Below are 17390 nucleotides of genomic sequence, written 5' to 3' on the forward strand. Positions count from 1 at the left end.
CTTCATCAGTCATGTTATATCCTTTTGCATAGTGCTGGCTCTGGACGACCATAGGAAGCTCGATGCTCGCCGTCGATAGATGGATCAAAAAGCATCCGGAATGGTTTGATCGCCCGAGGATCGAAATCGAAGAAGGTCACGAGGGCTGGCGACAATTGATCGACAACGCTTTCGAGGCTGTTGAGGAAGTTTTATCCATGCATTCAGGCGAATATTTTCGGGTCGTGCAAGTCAAAGAAAAATTCGGCGGGCTCAGAATATATTTCCGCGAAGAGGGTAGGCCCCAGGAGGCCAGTGCGCGTCTGCAGGAAATCATGAACGATGCGGAAGCGCGGTCGCGACGCATTTGTGAAATCTGCGGAGCACCAGCGCGCTTGGGCCTGAAAGATTCAACCTTCAGCGTCCGCTGCGGGGCCTGCGCGCCCGATGGGTGGAAGCCAGTCGAGACTTCAGCCGAGTGCCCTGAGCGCCCAGAAATCCAGTAAGATAGATATGCATCGAGCGACTGGGTGGATCGCCGAACGCAAACTTGCGGACTATTTCCGTCGGCGGGTATACTTCAGCGCATTGTTTACACGTGAACGTGATGCTCTTGCGTCTGTCGCAATCGTCAAAATGCTGAACAACACGATCCAATTCGGAGCTCATCCTCATGGACCTCGTCTTCTCATGGTTTGCCGACGGCGACGCATGGCCGGAGCACCCGGGCGCCGGGAGCGCCGTCCTCGACCAAGCGGTCGTCGGTCCACTGCGCCTGCTCGACCATGTTGAGACAATGCTCGGCCTGGGCGGGCCGCAGGTCGCCATGGTCGAGCGGATCGCGATTTACAAAAGGAAGATAGAGGCAGCGGGCGCGGATAGGTTCTGGTCAAAGTCGTTCGGACTCGATCCTTGGTCGTCCACACGTGAGCTGCTGAGCTGGAGGGACGAACTGATCGAAGCCGGATGGCGCCCTGGCATCAGGCTCGAGCGCACGCGTCTTGCCGACATCGCCGCTGCTGAAGGAGTTGGTCCTGCTCTGCCGCCCGGAGTCGCCGACCGAGTGCGCGCCGTCATCGACGCGCTCGAGGAGAAGCCGACGCTTTCGTTGGAATCGATCAACCTCGTTGACGGTCGAAATCTCTTCCCCAACGGATGGCGCGCCATGCTCGACGGGCTGGAGCGCTGCGGCGTCTGCATCGAGCAACTTACCGCGCCAGCGCCGGCTTCGTTGGGTGATGGCCGACTGACGCTCCTCGTCGCGGACACGGAACTCGTCGCTGCGGAGGCGCTCGCTGCATGGCTCGCTGCTGCGCCGGAAAATAACGACGGATTGGTCTTCGTTCTCGGTAGGGATACGGCCCTGCTTGATCACGCGCTTGCCAAGGCCGGCCTGCCGCGTCTCGGCCACTCGACGCCATCACCCCATCGGTCGCTTCTGCAGATCCTGCCGCTGGCCTTCGCCCTCGCGTGGGAGCCGCCAGATCCCAAACGGCTGCTCGATTTCCTTCTGCTTCCCCTCGGTCCCTTGCCGCGATCCGTCGCCAACAAGCTCGCGGATGTCGTTGCCGAGTCGCCCGGTATAGGGGGAGAAGACTGGATCGCGGGGTGGGTCGAGATCGAGAAGACGCTGGCCGAAGAGGAAGGCGCGGACGCCAAAAAGAACGCGGCGCGTCTTTCCGAATGGAGGGGTTTCGTCGAACCGAAGCGACACGATCCCAAGAAGGGGATGCCACGCGCCGCCGCGCGCAGGATCGCGGAGAAGGTTTCCTCATGGGCCGTCAAGCGAGCCGTCTCGTCCGACGATCCACTGTTCTATGCGCTCGCGCAGACAGCCGCCGACCTCGCCGCGGCGATCGACGCCATCGAGACCGACACGCTCGACCGTCTGCTGCTCGAGCGCATGCTCGAACAGGCCATCGGCGTCGGCGTGGCCGATCCCTCAGCGGTCGCGGAGGCTGCCCCATGGCGGTCGGTCCAGCATCCGGGGGCGGTTTGGGGTGAAGCGAGAACAATCGTCTGGTGGCATTTCGCGGACATGGGGGAAGCTGGTTACAGCACGGTCTGGAACGTGCTGGAGCGCGACGCCCTCGCCAAAGGCGGCTGTCCCCTGGACGAGCCGGAACTCGCACCGCAGCGGCTGGCGGCCGCGTGGGAGCGCCCGTTGCGGCACGGGCGAGAGAAGATCGTCCTCGTCCGCCCGGCGCTTGCCGCCGGGGCCGAGACGAGCGCGCATCCCCTCTGGCATTCGCTGGTCGCACAACGACCCTCCCTTGAAGAGGAGATCTCCGCCCGCGCCGAGGCTGTCCTTTTGGATCGCAATCCGACGCTTGCTGGCCGGAAGCTCGTCCGCGCCCCGGTCGCGCTTGTCTCGCCGCCCGCGCCAAGATTGGAATGGATGGCGCCCGCGCACGCCATCAGCGCGAGATCGCTCGAGTCCGCGACGTCGCTCGCCTCACTGCTCGCCTGCCCTTTGCAGTGGACGCTAAGATATGCGGGCAAGCTCTACCCCGGCGTCCGGCAATCGTTGCCGAACATGGACACTCTTGTGGGCACGCTCGCGCACCGGATCGCGCAGGAAATATTCCACCCCGGCGACCCTCCGGCCCCCGAGGCGGCCGAAGCCAAGGCCGCCACACTCTTGGATGAATTGCTGCCGCGGATCGCCGCGACGTTGCTGTTGCCCGGCGCTTCGGGCGAACTCGCTGCCGCGAGGAGCGCGGTTCCCCAGGCGCTCGCGGAACTCGCTCGCTTCCTTCGATCGGGGAAGCTGAGCGTTGTCGGTGTCGAATACGGCTTCTCGGTTCCCGACACGCTCGCCACCTGCGCTGGCGTGAACGGTCGCATCGACCTCTTGACGAAAACGGCGGAGGAGCGCCTCGTCGTGATCGACCTTAAATGGCAGCGTAGCGAAAGCTGGCGGCGCGCCGAACTGAAGAACGGAGTCGCTTTGCAACTGTCCGTCTACGCCCGCCACGTCTCCGACGAAAATGTCGACGCGGCGACGGGATATTTCATGCTTCGCCAACGGCGTTTTCTGACCGCAACGCCGCTTCGCGGCGAAGGGACGACGACGGTGATCGATGGCCCGACGCCCAAAGACACATGGGACCGGGTCGTCGCCTCATGGACGTCCGCGATGTCGGATATCGAAGCCGGCACGGTTCGAGCGCTATTCGATCAAAGTGACACGAAGCTCGAAGACTTCACCGATCGCTATCTCTTGGTCCCGCCAAAATGCGGGTACTGCGATTACGCGGGCCTTTGCGAGGTGAACTCATGAATGACAAGAATGGATCGCACACGGTCGGCATCGCCACGGCGTCCGCGGGAACGGGAAAGACCTACGATCTGACCTCGCGGATCGAGGCGGAGATCGAAGCAGGGCGCGCACCCGAGCGGATCGTCGCCAGCACGTTCACTGTGAAGGCCGCGGGCGAATTGCGGGAACGGGCCCGCCAGCGGCTGATCGGCAACGGGAACTCCGAGGCGGCCGTCCGGTTGCTCGGCGCGAGGATCAACACGATCAACGGGGTCAGCGGCGGTCTGGTCAAGGAGTTCGCGTTCGGTCTCGGCCTTTCCCCCATTGTCGACGTCATCGACGAAGGCGCTGCGGCTACCGCGTTTCGGCAAGCAGCCGACGTCGCGATCGGGCGGCGCGCCGACGAATTGGGGCGGCTGTCTCGACTCTTCGGATACGACGAGGCCTACGTCAGCAAGGATTGGCGCGCCGACGTGAATAGGATCGTTGAACTCTCCCGCGCGAACAACATCGCTTCTGAGGCCTTGGCCAATTGCGCTGAACGCTCCATCGAAGGCTTCACTTCGCTTTTGTCGCCTGTCGTCGCCGGCGAAACGGAAGCCGGGCTGGACGCCGCGTTGCGCGCGGCGATCGATGCGCTGCTGTCCCGCTATCCGACCAACGAGGGCCTGACCAAGGGGACGATCGGATCGCTGCAAGAAGTCCGAGAGATCGTCGGGAGAGGAAGGATCGAGGACTGGCCGTGGAGTCGCTGGGCGAAGCTCTCGAAGGCTTCCGGGACCAAGGTCGACGATCCGTATTTCGTCCCGGTGCGAGAGGCCGCTTCCGCCTTCGCACGTCATCCGCGACTGCTCGATCAGGCGACACGTTTGATTTCCGGCCTCTTCGCCTGCGCGGCGGAGGCCATGCGAGCCTACGAAGCGCACAAGCGGAGCTGGGGTCTTGTCGACTTCGTCGACCAGGATCGCCTGCTGCTGGAGCTCTTGGGAAATCGGGATCTCGAAATTCAGTTGCGGGATCGCATCGAGTCCGTCTTCGTCGACGAGTTCCAAGATACGAGCCCCCTGCAACTCGCGAACTTCGTCGCCATGTCGAGGATCGCCCGGTCGAGCGTCTGGGTGGGTGACCCCAAGCAGGCGATTTACGGATTCCGTGGCACAGACCCGGATCTTATCACGCATGTCGCTCCCAAGATCCAAGAGGCGACGGGTGGAACGCGGTCCACACTCCACAAGAATTGGCGCAGCCGCCCTGGCCTCGTCGCCTTTTTCAATGACGCCTTCGGCCCCACCTTTGATGCGATGGGTCTGCCGCCAGAAGCGACGCGCATCGCCAAGGTCGAGCGTGATGACCTTCCGGGACAAGGTACCGCCCTCGCCGTCTGGCGCATCGAACGCGAATTCGCCGCTTCGGTCGTCTCCGGTGTCGTCGACGCTCTCGCCGAGGGAACGGAATGGCGGGTCGCCCGCGACAGCATGGCCGAGCCGCTCGCCCCTGGTGACATCGCAATCCTCTGCCGCACCAACGGCGAGTGCCTCGGGATCGCCGACGCGCTCGCGACTGCAGGGATGAAAGTGGCGATCGAACGCGGTGGACTGTTCGGGACACTCGAGGCCAGGCTCGCTATCGCCGCGCTGCGCTGGTGCGCTGACCGGCGAGACACTGTGGCGCTCGCGGAACTCGCGCATCTCTTACACGAAGGTCACGGCCAGCCGGCATGGTTCGAAGCCAGCCTGCGGGACGATCGGGTTGAAGCTATCGAAGCTCTCGTCCCACTCGCCGCCGATTTGCGCGCCATCGCGGACAAAGGCGTCCACAAGACGCCTGTTGAATTCATGGACTCGGTTTTCGCACTCGGTGGCGTCGCCAAGTCGATCTTGAGGTGGGGGAATGCCCAGGATCGGCTCCTCAATTTGGAAGCGTTGCGCGGCCTCGTCACCGAATATCAAGAGGACCGGCATCGGAACCGCGCGCCGACGACGGCGACCGACCTTTGCGCTTGGCTTGAGGAGCAGGAGGCGAACCAACCGAAAAGCCGTGCGCTCGACGCAGTCACAGTAATGACCTATCACGCCTCGAAGGGCCTCGAATGGCCATTCGTCGTCCTGACGAGCCTGGACGCAAAGCCCAAGGCGAACGCCTTCGGCCTGCACGTCGCGAGCGACGTCTCCGGCAGCGAGATCGACTGGTCCGATCCGCTGGCTGGCAGGTGGTTGCGCTATTGGCCGTGGCCTTTCGGAGCCCAGAAGAAGGACGTTTTCCTCGACACGACCGCCGCGAATTCCGATGCCGGACGAACGGCGGAGCGTTCCGAGCGCGAGGAGCGAGCTCGTCTTCTATATGTCGGCGCAACGCGCGCGCGAGATTATCTGATTCTGGCTTTGCCGAGATCGAAATCGGGCTGGGCGTGGCTCGATGAGCTGCAGTCCGATGCCGGCGGATCGGCTTTAGCCGCCCCCGAACTCGGCTGCATCGAGGTCAAAGTGAACGGCAATCCCCATGCCGTCCGCGTGTACGCGCCGTCCCCTCTCGATGAAAGCGCTTCCGCCGACCCGATAGTCGGCTTTAGCGGTCCGGAAGAGTACCCGCGGACGTTCCCGCCGCTCACTCTGAAGCCCAGCGAAGGGGGCGCCGTCGAGGATACGACGATTACCGAAGAGATCGATCTTGGCGCCCGCCTGCCGTTCGCCGGTTCTCTGGAGATGGATCGCGTCGGAGAGGCGATTCACCGCTTTCTCGCGGCGGACAATCCTGCTTGGGACGAGGCCCGACGGGTCGTCCTCGCCAAACGACAGCTCGACGCGTGGGGCGTCATGGGCCTTGATCCGCGCGACGTCGTGACAATGGGCTCGCGGTTCCGCCGCTTTGTCGAAAAACGATGGCCCGGCGCCGTCCTGAAGCGCGAGGCACCGATCGTCTACCGCATCGGCGACCGCACAATGTCCGGACGCATCGACGCAGTCGCCGAGACGCCCGACGTGATCGTCGTCTTCGATCATAAGAGTTTCCCTGGCGCCCCCGACAAATGGCTCGACCAAGCCAAGAAGCACGCCGGCCAGTTGCAGCTCTATCGTGAGGCGATCGCCGCTTCGCTGTCGACTCCCAAGCAGGTCATACTGGCCCTGCATCTGCCGATCTCCGGCGAGGTGCTGATGGTGGGCGTCCGCGATAGGGCTTGACACGTTCTGGTCCGCGGAATTGCGACAATCATTCGCTGCTGAGACCGTTCCCGTTTCCGGGAGGCGTGTCATCCCGCTCCGAGCTCCAGAGGCCGGACATGCCGATGACCGGAATTTTGGCCTGGCGCGCATAGTATTCTTGAGTGGTTTCCGTCCAGGCCACTTGATCCTTCTGTCGACTCGCAACCAATCACAAGCCGCTGAATCCACGCTCAATTTTAATTTTCGTTTGGGTTCTTGCTCCCGACAGACCTTGAGCGGCGCCCCAGTTGGGGGTGCGTCAAGACCTCATGCGCCCGACGGCGATAGCCCGCGCGTCGTGGTTTTGATTTTGCGTTTACGCGACTGGGCGATAAAGACTGAAACAGAATATCTGCAATCGATATCGCACTCGAAAGCCGTCACTGTGGACCTCCCCCCTTTTATGTCTGCGGACCGAATAGCGACCCTCTGCGATTGGCCGGCCGCAGATCGCCGACGTCTTGTCAAGCAACTCGGCCTAGTGAGCGCCCAAGGAGCCGAGATCGATCCCCAAGATGATACCGCGTTTTGGGACGCCCTCGTTGCCAGCTTCTTGTCAAATCCCACTGCTTACAAGACACTTGTGTTGCACTTGAAGCACCTCTCAAAGAAAGCCTTTTCGCGGCGGCCCGATCAGAAAGCCTTCGACCGGCTCGTTGCAAAGGCTCGGCTTCAAAGGTCTGTTTTCGCCGATGGCGAAACCGATTTCCTCCCGCGCGTTGCCGAAGTTGCGGCGGGCAGCGAAGCGTTTAACGAACTCGCTGATTGGCTCTGGGGAGCCTGGCTTTTTGGACTTTCGGCGCAGAATATCTCGGCGGTAATCGATGCCTACGAACCGCTGCAGGACATCTTCGGTTCTTGGCGCCCCGCGATTGAAGCAGAGAATGACAAAATGCTGACAGAAGGCAAGGACTTGGTGACGACGGAGCCCGCGAGAACCGATGACATCGCCATGCTTTTTCGCCAGGTTCGATTTAACCTCGACGAGGCGGAGCGCCTTGATGCAGATGCGCCGCTGGTCGCTGCCATTGCCGCGATCGAGAAAATCGGCGATCTTCTGCGCGCCCGGAGGGAAGAAACGGAGCGCATGCGGTCGGCCTCGCTCGTAACTCAGACTGTTTTGGAGCAACTCCGAACGCGCGATGAGCCTGCCGACGAACAGGCCGCCGCGAGATTGCACAAGGCGCTCGACCAGTTTTGCGATATTGCATCGGGAATATCCTACGCCGACATAACGCACTTGGCCATGAAGGTCGCGCAAATGGTCCGTGATGCAGATGCAGCGCGGTCGGCCTGGCATGAGGCCGAAGCGGCGCACCGCGCGAGCCCTTTCGACAGCGACGCGCGGCGGACCTACTCCGACGCACTCGACCGTTACCAACGGGCCGAGGAACATCTCGCCGGGCTTCTCGAAACGGCAACGAGTGAGACCAGAGAGGTCGCGGCAACCATACAACCCAGCATCGTTGAAGAGACCAAGCTTACGGTTGAAACGACCGCAATTAACAAACCCACTGCCTTATTGCCCGTTGAATTCGCCCTTCCTGTCGCAGCCCAAAATAATGATGGACCCAACGACGAGCCCGAGGGCGGACTTTCTTTCTCCGTGAATCGATATGAGGAAAATATCTTGGCCGCGGCGGAGGCAGACGCCAATTTCGAACATTCAGTCGCGGGAGTTTCGGAAGATGGGATTAACCAAGCTGGCTCCTCAGATCAGGAAGAAAATATTACGGATACCATCAACGAGCTTGCGGACGGTGACCTGATTAACCGGAGCGAAGACGCCGAGCGCCTCGCGGCAACGCTCCTAAGACGCCACGACATAGGTTTGTTCGGGATTGCCTGTACTGCAGGCGCGGAGCTCAACTTCCCACTGCCTCATCCGGCGCTTGCCCGATTGTTGGGCTTATCAGGTTTGCAGGACGCCGAGGCGCAGCTGCATTTCACTGAGTCTCTTCAAATCCTTCTAACGGCGACCCATGAGCCGATACACCGTGGCGACACGTGGCTCCGTTTTGCGGCGCTCAGCCTCCCCGCGATCACGGATCCGACATTGCTTTGCCGGACAGCTCTCGAGCAATTGAAACTTGATGATTCAATGGTTGTTGCGGCTAAAGACCTTCAAGCGGCAATCGTATCTCTTGATCGCGCTTACCCGGCACTAGAGGCGCTGGCGCAAACGAATACTCCTGAGGCGGATCAGGAATTCAGGGATGCGCAATCGGCCCTGCGTCGCCATGTCGATCTAGTCAGGGGTGGCACTCTCGCCTACCAAGCGGCAACGGTCGTCGCCCACAAACTGGCGCAGGCTTTTGAGGAAATTGCGAGGGGTCATCTTGATCCTGACGCAGTCGAAGGCATGATTGATGCCGTGATGCGCGTCGACGAAACCGACGAGGCGATCATCAGGCGGCTCGACAGGGAAGGTCGGGGCGCCGTCGCGGAGCGCAAACCCATCGAAGCGCGCGCGCTCGCACGCCTCAAGGCGATCGTCAAGGAATTTAGGGCGCTGGCGTTGCGGTTGACGCGCGCCGCAGATCTTTTGCACGAGCAACGCCGTTCAAGTGCTCAGACGATTGAAGCGACGCGACGGAAAGGCCGAGACCTGCACCGACGCTTTAAGTCGGCGGCCGAAACTTTCAATGGCTTGGCAGAAACTCAGACAAGCATTGACGATTTTTCTATCGCCTGCGCGGCGATCGCCGCTGTTTTGCTACGTAGCCATGCGCAAGCCATTGAAACCGGCATGTCGTCGAATCCGTTCCGGTACGCCATCGATTACGACCATTTTCGTCTGCCAGGAGCAACCCGACGGCCAGATTTGACTCCCGAGGCTGCCTGGGATGCACTTCTCGATCTCGAGCGAAAGCCAGCTATGAACTGGCTTGAAGCGTTCGACGTCGCGATGGATCGGCGAGAGCATCTTGCAACCGAAGCGTTCCTCGCATTGGCGGCCCCCTTGGCTGATGACCGATCACTCGCCGCTGAGCGAGGGGAGGCGATTGCTGCGGCGCGCAGCTATGTCGAAAACGAGCGCGCCAAGCTGCGGGATGATCTGCTCACCGTGATGAACTATGCCCCCGCTGGCGAGACCAGCCTGGATTTACTCTACCAGGGCGTCGCTCAGATCGACGTGAAGGAATTGCCGAGGAGTGATTTGAGCCTCGCTGCGGGTGCCGACGGGCGTGAAATTCTCGATTTTCCGGATGCGCTTACTGAAATCGAGTCAGCCAAGGAGAACGTCCGCCGCGTCCGGGCCAGCGCCCTGAAAGCACTTGAGGACCGCCTTGCAAGTATTGAGGGAACCGTTCCGGCAGATACCGTCGCTTCGCTTCGCAAGTTGGTGGAGAGCGATGAGTTAATCACTCTCGCAGAGGAGTTGTCACTCGTCGAGCGAGGACAAGACATCGAGATCTCTACTCCAGGGCCGACCGCAATCGAAGACTTCTCACGGTTCCTCAGTTCGCAGACGGGTACCAGCCCAAGGCTTGCCGAATGGGAGCGCTCTCAAGGCTTTCCAGAGGGATCGCGCACCCGAGCCCTTATACGCAAGTGGTTGAGCCTGCGGACCGCGCGGGTCGACACACTCAAGCGCTCTGTACGCGATGTCCTTGGCGAATTGGGGTTTGTTCCCGATAAAGACGATCCCGTTACGCTCGGCGGCTTATCGAACGGAAACCGAATTCATCAGGTTGGCGTCAGGGTTCGCGCCATCGCAGATCGGGAGTACTGCTCGGTCGCCCGATTCGGCAGCGAGGCGGAGGGTCAATACAGGATCATGGTGCCGAATGAAGACACGCGGCCCAACGAGATTGTCGCAGCCGTGTCCGATGGAGACGCGGGGGCCACGCTGGTTTTTGCGCAGACATGGCTGACGCCTGAGGATCGCCGCGCGATCGCAGCGGAAGCTCGCCGGCTAGGGCGCGCTTTTTGTCTCGTCGATGATGGGTTATTGGCCTTCCTGTGCACACGACAACGCGTTCTGCGTGATCTGTTTGCCTGCGGGATTCCATTCGCAGCCGCGACACCTTATGTCACGACGCCAGGCAGCATTCCGGTGGAGGCGTTTTTCGGCCGCAACGCCGAATTCGACGAGATTAGCAGACGAAACGGTAGTTGTATCGTTTATGGCGGCCGCCAGCTCGGCAAATCCGTGCTTCTCGATTATATCGAGAAGCGCAGCCGCAACGCAGAAAAGTCGGTGACAGTGCGGCTCGATTGCCAGGGCCTTACTGAGCGGAGAGACATTCTGGGTTTGATCGACAAAAAAGCGCGCCCCTTATCTGCGGATTCGCGACTCGACATTCTCGCTGCCATGGAGAAATGGCTTGAGGGGGATGCCGAGAGAACGATCCTTCTAATGCTCGACGAGACCAACAGTCTGGTACGTGCCGATGCGCTGCGCGACTTTCGGCTTCTAGTTGAGTTCCGGGGGGTCATGGAGCGAACCAACCGGCGCTTCAAGGTGGTATTATCTGGGCAGAATAACGTATTGCGACTGACGCAGCAACCTAACACGCCTCTCGCCCATTTCGGCCAACCGATCTGCATCGGGCCGCTCAAGGGGGCTGATTACAAATCGGCGCGCGATCTAGTGACCGAGCCGCTCGCCGCAGTGGGTTATATCTTCGACAGCCCTCAACTTGTCTCGAGAATTCTTGTCGAGACGCAATTTTACCCGAAGCTCGTCCAAATGTTCTGCCGCGATTTGCTCAGGCATGTCCGCGGGCTCCAGGCAATGCATGCGACCTTGCCGCCCTGGCGCATCACCGGTGAGCATATCGAGGCCACACTGCGCAATCAGAAGCTGCGAAACGAGATATTCGAGACCTTTCGGATTACGCTTGATCTCGACAAGCGCTACGAGCTGGTTGCGCTTGTGATGGCGGTCGATCGCAGTGATCGCCGCAAGAGAGGCGACGTGGCGACTTCCATGACAGAGCAGAAACTTCGTGAAGCCGCGTTCTATTGGTGGCGTGAGGGCTTTTCGGAGACCAACGCGCGTGAAGATTTCAGAGGTGTGCTGGAGGAGCTTGAAGGTCTTGGCATCCTCACACATGACCGGATCGCTGGAACATATCAGCTGTCATCGCCGATCATTGCGAACCTTATTGGCTCGGAGGCGGAAATCTATGATCGCCTCATTGCGTTCGCACAGGAACCGGCGCCGCGCGAGATTGAACCTTCAAGGCGCAGGGCGCGGCTCGCAAGCATGGGCGAGCCGAAGCACAAAGGTGTTTGGCTTAATCCGCTGACTCCAGCCCAGATCAGCAAGGCCACGCGGGGGATGGAGCCAGGGTATGCTCAGGCGCGACCGACTGTTTTCTTCGGACCGCCGGACATGTTGCTTGAACAGGTCACGATTGCGCTTGAGCCGAAGAAATATGACGAGCACGAGGGCATGCGGATCATACTTGTTGACCAGGCGTCGAATGCGACGTCGCTTCTGCGGCAGCTCAACAAGACGAGGAGCAGATGCTGTTTCGTTGTCTCGCCGCGACTGCGTTGGGACACGGAATGGCTTAGGGTCGCGGGACGGTCGGGGAATAATTTAGTGGTCTTCGTCGGCAATCTCGATCATGCTTGGCGCACGATTGTAGAGGATCCGAAAGGGCTCAGGCAGCTTGGGAACGTGCGAATTGAAACATTAGCCCCTTTGGCGCCGATCGAACTAAACGATCACTTTCAACGTCGAAAGATCATCCTGTCCGAGGACGATCGTAGGACGTTGCTGGATGAAACTGGGGGCTTCCTTAACTCAGTTGGACGTTGGACAGATCGGCGTCTCGGCGTAAAACGGGACTCGTCCATTTCGCAGGAATTCTGCCCCCTTTTCGAGCCGATCCCCGATGACGCACGAGCGCTGCTCGCCGAATTGATCGCCTTCTTGCAACCTGACGACTCGTTTGACGTGGCGGTGCTCAGCGACTTTTGCCGGGGTCAAGATCCTGCGCGAGTGTACGACTGGTTGATGATGACCGGCCTCGCTGAGCCGGTCGTTCGCGAACATGAGAATCTGCGCTTAAACAGGGTTTTCTGGTCGCCGCTGTTGCGCAAGACCCTTCAGCCCGCAGTATGAGCCGCGCCCCGCGTCAGTGGCTGTTGCATGGACCCGCGGCGTTCGTCCGCGAGGTTGCCCAAGTCGCAAACGACGACGGCGTCGCTGTCGTTGTCGCTCCGCCGCATTGCCCGCCGCAGCTCGAGGCGGCGCTTGAAGGGGCTCTCCATCAGCCGTGGCTACCGAGGATCGACGCCAGGACGGAGGAACCGCCGCTAGCGGTCCTATCGAGGGCATTCGAGGTCGACGCGCGCAGTGCTGCCGCGCTGCCCGTCGATCGCGCAGCTGAGGGTCGGGCCGCAATTATAGAGGGCCTCGACGAAGGATCCTGGCCGCGTTGGGAAACCACGTTGCGGGCTTGGGCCGGCGGTTGCTCGCGCCGTCAGCGATTCGGTGCGGTTCTAGTCGTCGTCATCACCCCGGCCTGCGAGAGCGCAATCAGAGCCGTCGGCCTACGTTCTTTGCCTTGGAAAAACGTAATCGGCTCGCGTGACGCGATGTCTTGGGCGCTCGACGGGGTACCCAGCGCGCTTGATCCGTTACTCGGCCGCCTCGCAGTCGAGACCGCGGTTCAGCTCGCCGGCTGGGACCTCGAATCGGTCGCTCGGTTCGTTGAGAGCTTCGCGACGGCACCACGCCGGATGTTCGACATTTCACAATCCCCCTCCGACGGCACCCGCGCGGCCAGTTGGGCGCTCGGAACGAGCGATCTTTTCGACGGCGTCGTATTTTCCACGCTGGATTGCTGCGGTCGAGAGGAGATTGCACGACGGATTTGGCGGGCCCAAGTGACAGTGCTTTTCGGATGGTTGGAAAGCGAGCGAAGCGGCTTTGTGCGACGCCATCGCCGTGCGTTACGTGAGTGCGTCAGCCGGTCTCTGTTAACCGCAGATCTCGACTCGCTAGAATGGGCTGAGATCGCGCGCCTTACGAAGGCGGCGTTCGCCGCAGGCGACCGACGGGTCGAGCTCGCGGACGAAGCGCGTGCGGTGCGCAATGCGCTTGCTCATCTCGAGCCGATCGACTATTCGCGCTTCGCACGCATACGATCGCTCACGCACGCTGACCGAGGCGAGGGCGACAGCGCATAGCCCGGACTCCCACCTTTACAGTAATGGCCAATCGACACCGACGCTGCTCGGGGCCGTCGCGCAGGCGCCTGAGTACATCGATAAGGGCGCAATTGCGCGGGGTAGGGCGGCGCGGTTGGGATAGTAAGTTTCGTGCGGGCAGTGGGCTTATTTTGGCAGGCCGTGGCAACGACATTGACGGAGAAGGCGTGTGAGCTTCGATAAACTCGTCCAATCTCGGACGGGCACAAATACTGGCTTTCATCGTCTCGCATTGGGCACGTAACGAAGACGTTGCAGTTTTAATTGTTTACGATTTGTGCGTATGCTTCCGTTGAGGGCTGAAAATGGGGAGCGCGTCGGAGAGGGAACTCAGGGATCTGTCCCGGCTGGATGACGGGCGGCTCGCTGAAATGTTTAAAGAAAGAGGCAATGATCCGCAGTTTCTCGACGCGCTCAATGAGGAGCTCAAGCAGAGAGATAGCGACGCGGCCATCGACTTGCAGATCAGGGTGGTGATGACCCGCCGCGCCCTTGTGCGCACGCCGACATCCACCGAGACCCGCCGCGCAGCCCCACAATCGGACCCGGTTCGCGACTGGCTGCGTGAATTTCTCGGCGCGCGAAAACTTATGCGTCCGGATGAACGGCCGCTCTATCGCTACCGAATGGCGGATAGCGAATATGAACAGGCGAAAAAGATACTTCGTCACCTGGCAAGCGCCGGCCGTCTCATGCAGCCGGACGCCCGCGCCGGTGCGTTGTTCGTCGGGTATTGCGCAGAGTGGTTCCGCCGCGACTCCGACTCAACTTTCCTTCGATGGGACGATCCAGCGCCAGATCTCTTTCCATCCGTGCCTTATGCCAGCAAGCAAGCGCTGACGACCTCCGGCTTGACCTATTGGCGGCGTCCGCTGCGAAAGAGCGCCTATGCGCGCGAGTTTCTCCTGACCGTGGCCCTCGAAGGCGGATTTCCTGTCCGCATTCTGGCGGAAGGCGCACGCGGTTGGCTGAAGGAGTATCTGCGCGCGATCATGCGCCGAGCAATCGCCTGGCGCGTCGATACGCTGGACGAGATTCTTGCAATTGCCGAGGAAGAGCGCGGGCGAATGCGCAAGAGCTACCAGCACGATGACTTCGTCGCGCTGTGCTCGGAACTCGTCACGAGGCTCCTCGAACTGCGGCATAAGGCAGAAGCCGAGAGTCGCGCCGGCATTCGTAATTCAGCGCTTCTCGATGCCAAATATCCGGGTTGGCGCGACGAACTGCCGATCTACGTTCCGGCCGAGGATGAAGCCCTTGTCGCCGAGCTGCTAGCCGGATTGCTGGACGAGAAGATGACCGGCCTCACCACCGAAGGCGTGGAGGTCCGGCGCTATCTGGTCAAGCGGGAGGGCGAATGGCATCCGGCATTACAGCTGCTTGCCGACGGCGAAATCCCGCCGGCAAAGCTGCCGAGCCTTACGGCGCTTAGTCGGGTTCGCGCGATTGCAACGGGCGAGCTCGGCAACCACCTTGCCGGCGAGCTCGCGTTGCTCGAACCGCCGCTCGGCGAGCAGCGGCGCTGGCGGGTGCGTCCCTATACACGTACCGCCAAGCTCCTGAGTGATTTCCCGTTAGCTGCGCCTGTCACCGTAACGCTCAGCACGCCGGATGGCATCTCGCATCCCTGGACATGGCCGCGCGGCGAAGCGCTGCGATCGGAGGTCCTGGTATTCCAGGAAGACGAGGGCTCGACACCGAACGAGCCACTGCTTCGATTTTTTCGATCAGGCTCGGTGAACTCGCCGGCAAAGACCCTCTACGTTCTCGTCCCGCAGGACTGGACGGTCGAGCCCCTGACAGAGGATGCCGCACCGGAGATCATGGACGTTCCCGCGCTGGGCCGCAAGCTCGTCCGCCTGACCGCGTCCGCTTATTTCCATAGCGATGAGGACGACGCGGTCCGTTTCAGGGTCGAGCCGGATACGGATGGACGGGAGTACGAGCTTGAACTTGTCCCCCTCGTCAGTGCCGGCTTTGAACTCGCCGACGAAAGCTGGGAACTCGTGGCAGCGCCGGTAAGGCCGTTGATCCGGGAAGCCCGAAAGCAGCCGCGGCCGCCAGGAGCCGGCGAGCTGTTTGTCCGGCGTCCGGGCGGTAAATGGGCGCCACTTGCCGGTCCGCTCAACGCCGCCGGCCTGATGGAGCTGTCCTGGCGTGACCCGGTCGCCAACATCCAGGTCGAGAAACGCCAGTTGGCGCTTGTGCCGGACGATGCGCGCATTAAAGGCGTCATGAAGGATGCGCAGCGCGGCGAGATCTGCCTTGAGGGCCTGCCGGGATGGACCGCCACCGTCCGGGAGGCTGCCTGCGCGGTCGATGCGGCGGATAGCTCCGTTCTGTCGATCCGCTTTACCGGGCGACCCGTCTATCGGCTTCCGATGACGCTGCGGCCGCCGGCGGGGCAGCCTTTCGACATGATCGCTCCCCTTGTCGGCCGGGACGCCGTTATCGCCCTGGCGGACGGCTCAATCCTCACGCCCGGCCAGCAGGTCGACGTCGGCGCGTTGCGCGGCGCGGTCGCTGTGGCACCCCGCAGGACGGTCATTCATCTTGCCGCGAAAGGCTCCAAGTCAGGCGCAATCCGGATCGTCGTTGATGGAGAACTCCCGCTCGGTATCCTGCGGAGCGCGATCGATGAGACGCTGGCAACGTTGCCCGGACAGGACGATCTGGCGGAATTGGATTTCATAGGTGATTCGCGGCGACCGATCCGCATCAGCCGGTACCGCCACGAACAGCTGTCGCGCGACTGCAGCCTAGTCCGGTGGTTTCCGCCTTCGGGGTCCTCTCGCGTTGTGCCGGTGGCGCGCATGATTCTGGATCCGCGGCTCGAACGCGCCCTGGAACCCGCGGGAGACGGAATGTGGCAGCTCCCAGAGCGGTGCAAAGGGCCTTGCCTCGTCTATCTGCGGGACGGTGTCGATGTTGTTTCAAGGCCCACCCCGGTTGCGCAGCCGGGCGCCCCCGACGCCTATACTGGAGTCCTGGTTTCGGCGCTGGCAATACCGGATTATGAGGACCGCCAGCGCGCGGTAGTGGACGCACTGTCCCGGCTCGGACGCGGTGAGGCCGGAGCGAGTGACCTCAAGTGGTTGCGTGATGCGGCGACCAATCTCAACGGCCTTCCGGCAAGCGCGTTTGACGCGCTCAAGCTGCTGCCTTGCAGCGCGAAGACCCTCATCGACTTGCTCCTCAACGCCCGCGATGCAGAGGAGCGCAGCGCCATCTGGGCCTTACAAAATGAACTGCCGTTCCTGTGGTTGGCCCTGCCGCTTCGCGCATGGTTGTCGGCGATGAAACGGAGTTGCTTCGCCTTAACCGATGCGCTGGAAAGCGCTCTTGGCAAAAAGAAGGCGATCAACGAGGCGGTGGCGTGGCTTCGCGGCGTGTGCGGGGACCTCACTGCGCTCGAACCCGCGCTCGAAGCCATCTTCGGCCTGGTCGGACTGCCAATCGGGCAGGCGATGGATTGCCCTTCGCTCCGAGATTTGACGAGCGGTTACATCCGGGACCAGCACCAGCGGGGCGGCGATGCGCCGAACGATCTTGCGGAGCGCCTAGCTTTAATCGGGCTGAAGCTTCCGCCCGAAATCGAAACGAAATCGCACACGGATTTTGCGGGCCTCTTTGCTCCTGTCCTGCTGGCAGCAAGTGCCCGAGAGAAACTCGTGCTCGACCCCGAGCTTGCGTTGATCGCGCGCCGCACGCTCCGCGAGGACCCGATGTATGTATCAGGATCCTGGCCGCAGCTTGTGAAATTCTACGGTTGAGTG

General features: G+C 61.6%; 6 protein-coding genes. All 6 read left to right on the forward strand.

What is annotated here, in order from left to right:
- Positions 1-62: 62 nt before the first annotated feature.
- The 6 genes from MMG94_RS20530 to MMG94_RS20555 all read left to right on the forward strand — a co-directional run bounded on the left by MMG94_RS20530 (position 63) and on the right by MMG94_RS20555 (position 17387).
- A complete protein-coding gene (locus tag MMG94_RS20530) occupies positions 63-485 on the forward strand; it encodes a hypothetical protein (RefSeq protein ID WP_016919224.1) in 423 nt (140 codons plus the stop codon).
- Positions 486-652: 167 nt separating this feature from the next.
- Positions 653-3262, forward strand: a complete 2610-nt coding sequence (locus MMG94_RS20535) for a RecB family exonuclease (protein ID WP_016919223.1) — start codon at positions 653-655, stop codon at positions 3260-3262.
- On the forward strand, positions 3259-6420 hold the full coding sequence (locus MMG94_RS20540; protein WP_016919222.1) for a UvrD-helicase domain-containing protein: 3162 nt from the start codon (positions 3259-3261) through the stop codon (positions 6418-6420). Before MMG94_RS20535 ends, MMG94_RS20540 begins: the two co-directional genes overlap by 4 nt.
- A gap of 319 nt (positions 6421-6739) precedes the next feature.
- Entirely contained in the window at positions 6740-12523 is a 5784-nt protein-coding gene (locus tag MMG94_RS20545) for an AAA family ATPase (RefSeq protein WP_154420413.1), read from the forward strand.
- 476 nt (positions 12524-12999) lie between these two features.
- Entirely contained in the window at positions 13000-13593 is a 594-nt protein-coding gene (locus MMG94_RS20550) for a hypothetical protein (RefSeq protein ID WP_154420415.1), read from the forward strand.
- A gap of 326 nt (positions 13594-13919) precedes the next feature.
- Positions 13920-17387: an STY4851/ECs_5259 family protein gene (locus MMG94_RS20555; RefSeq protein ID WP_154420417.1), complete on the forward strand. Its 3468-nt coding sequence runs from the start codon at positions 13920-13922 to the stop codon at positions 17385-17387.
- Positions 17388-17390: the final 3 nt, after the last annotated feature.

The organism is Methylocystis parvus OBBP, assembly GCF_027571405.1.
GTDB classification, from domain to species: Bacteria; Pseudomonadota; Alphaproteobacteria; order Rhizobiales; family Beijerinckiaceae; genus Methylocystis; species Methylocystis parva.

What these genes read in the sequence shown, in the direction of transcription:
- MMG94_RS20555 (WP_154420417.1), top strand. Translation starts at nt 13,920, where the DNA reads ATGGGGAGCGCGTCGGAGAGGGAACTCAGGGATCTGTCCCGGCTGGAT.
- MMG94_RS20550 (WP_154420415.1), top strand. Translation starts at nt 13,000, where the DNA reads ATGTCTTGGGCGCTCGACGGGGTACCCAGCGCGCTTGATCCGTTACTC.
- MMG94_RS20535 (WP_016919223.1), top strand. Translation starts at nt 653, where the DNA reads ATGGACCTCGTCTTCTCATGGTTTGCCGACGGCGACGCATGGCCGGAG.
- MMG94_RS20540 (WP_016919222.1), top strand. Translation starts at nt 3,259, where the DNA reads ATGAATGACAAGAATGGATCGCACACGGTCGGCATCGCCACGGCGTCC.
- MMG94_RS20530 (WP_016919224.1), top strand. Translation starts at nt 63, where the DNA reads ATGCTCGCCGTCGATAGATGGATCAAAAAGCATCCGGAATGGTTTGAT.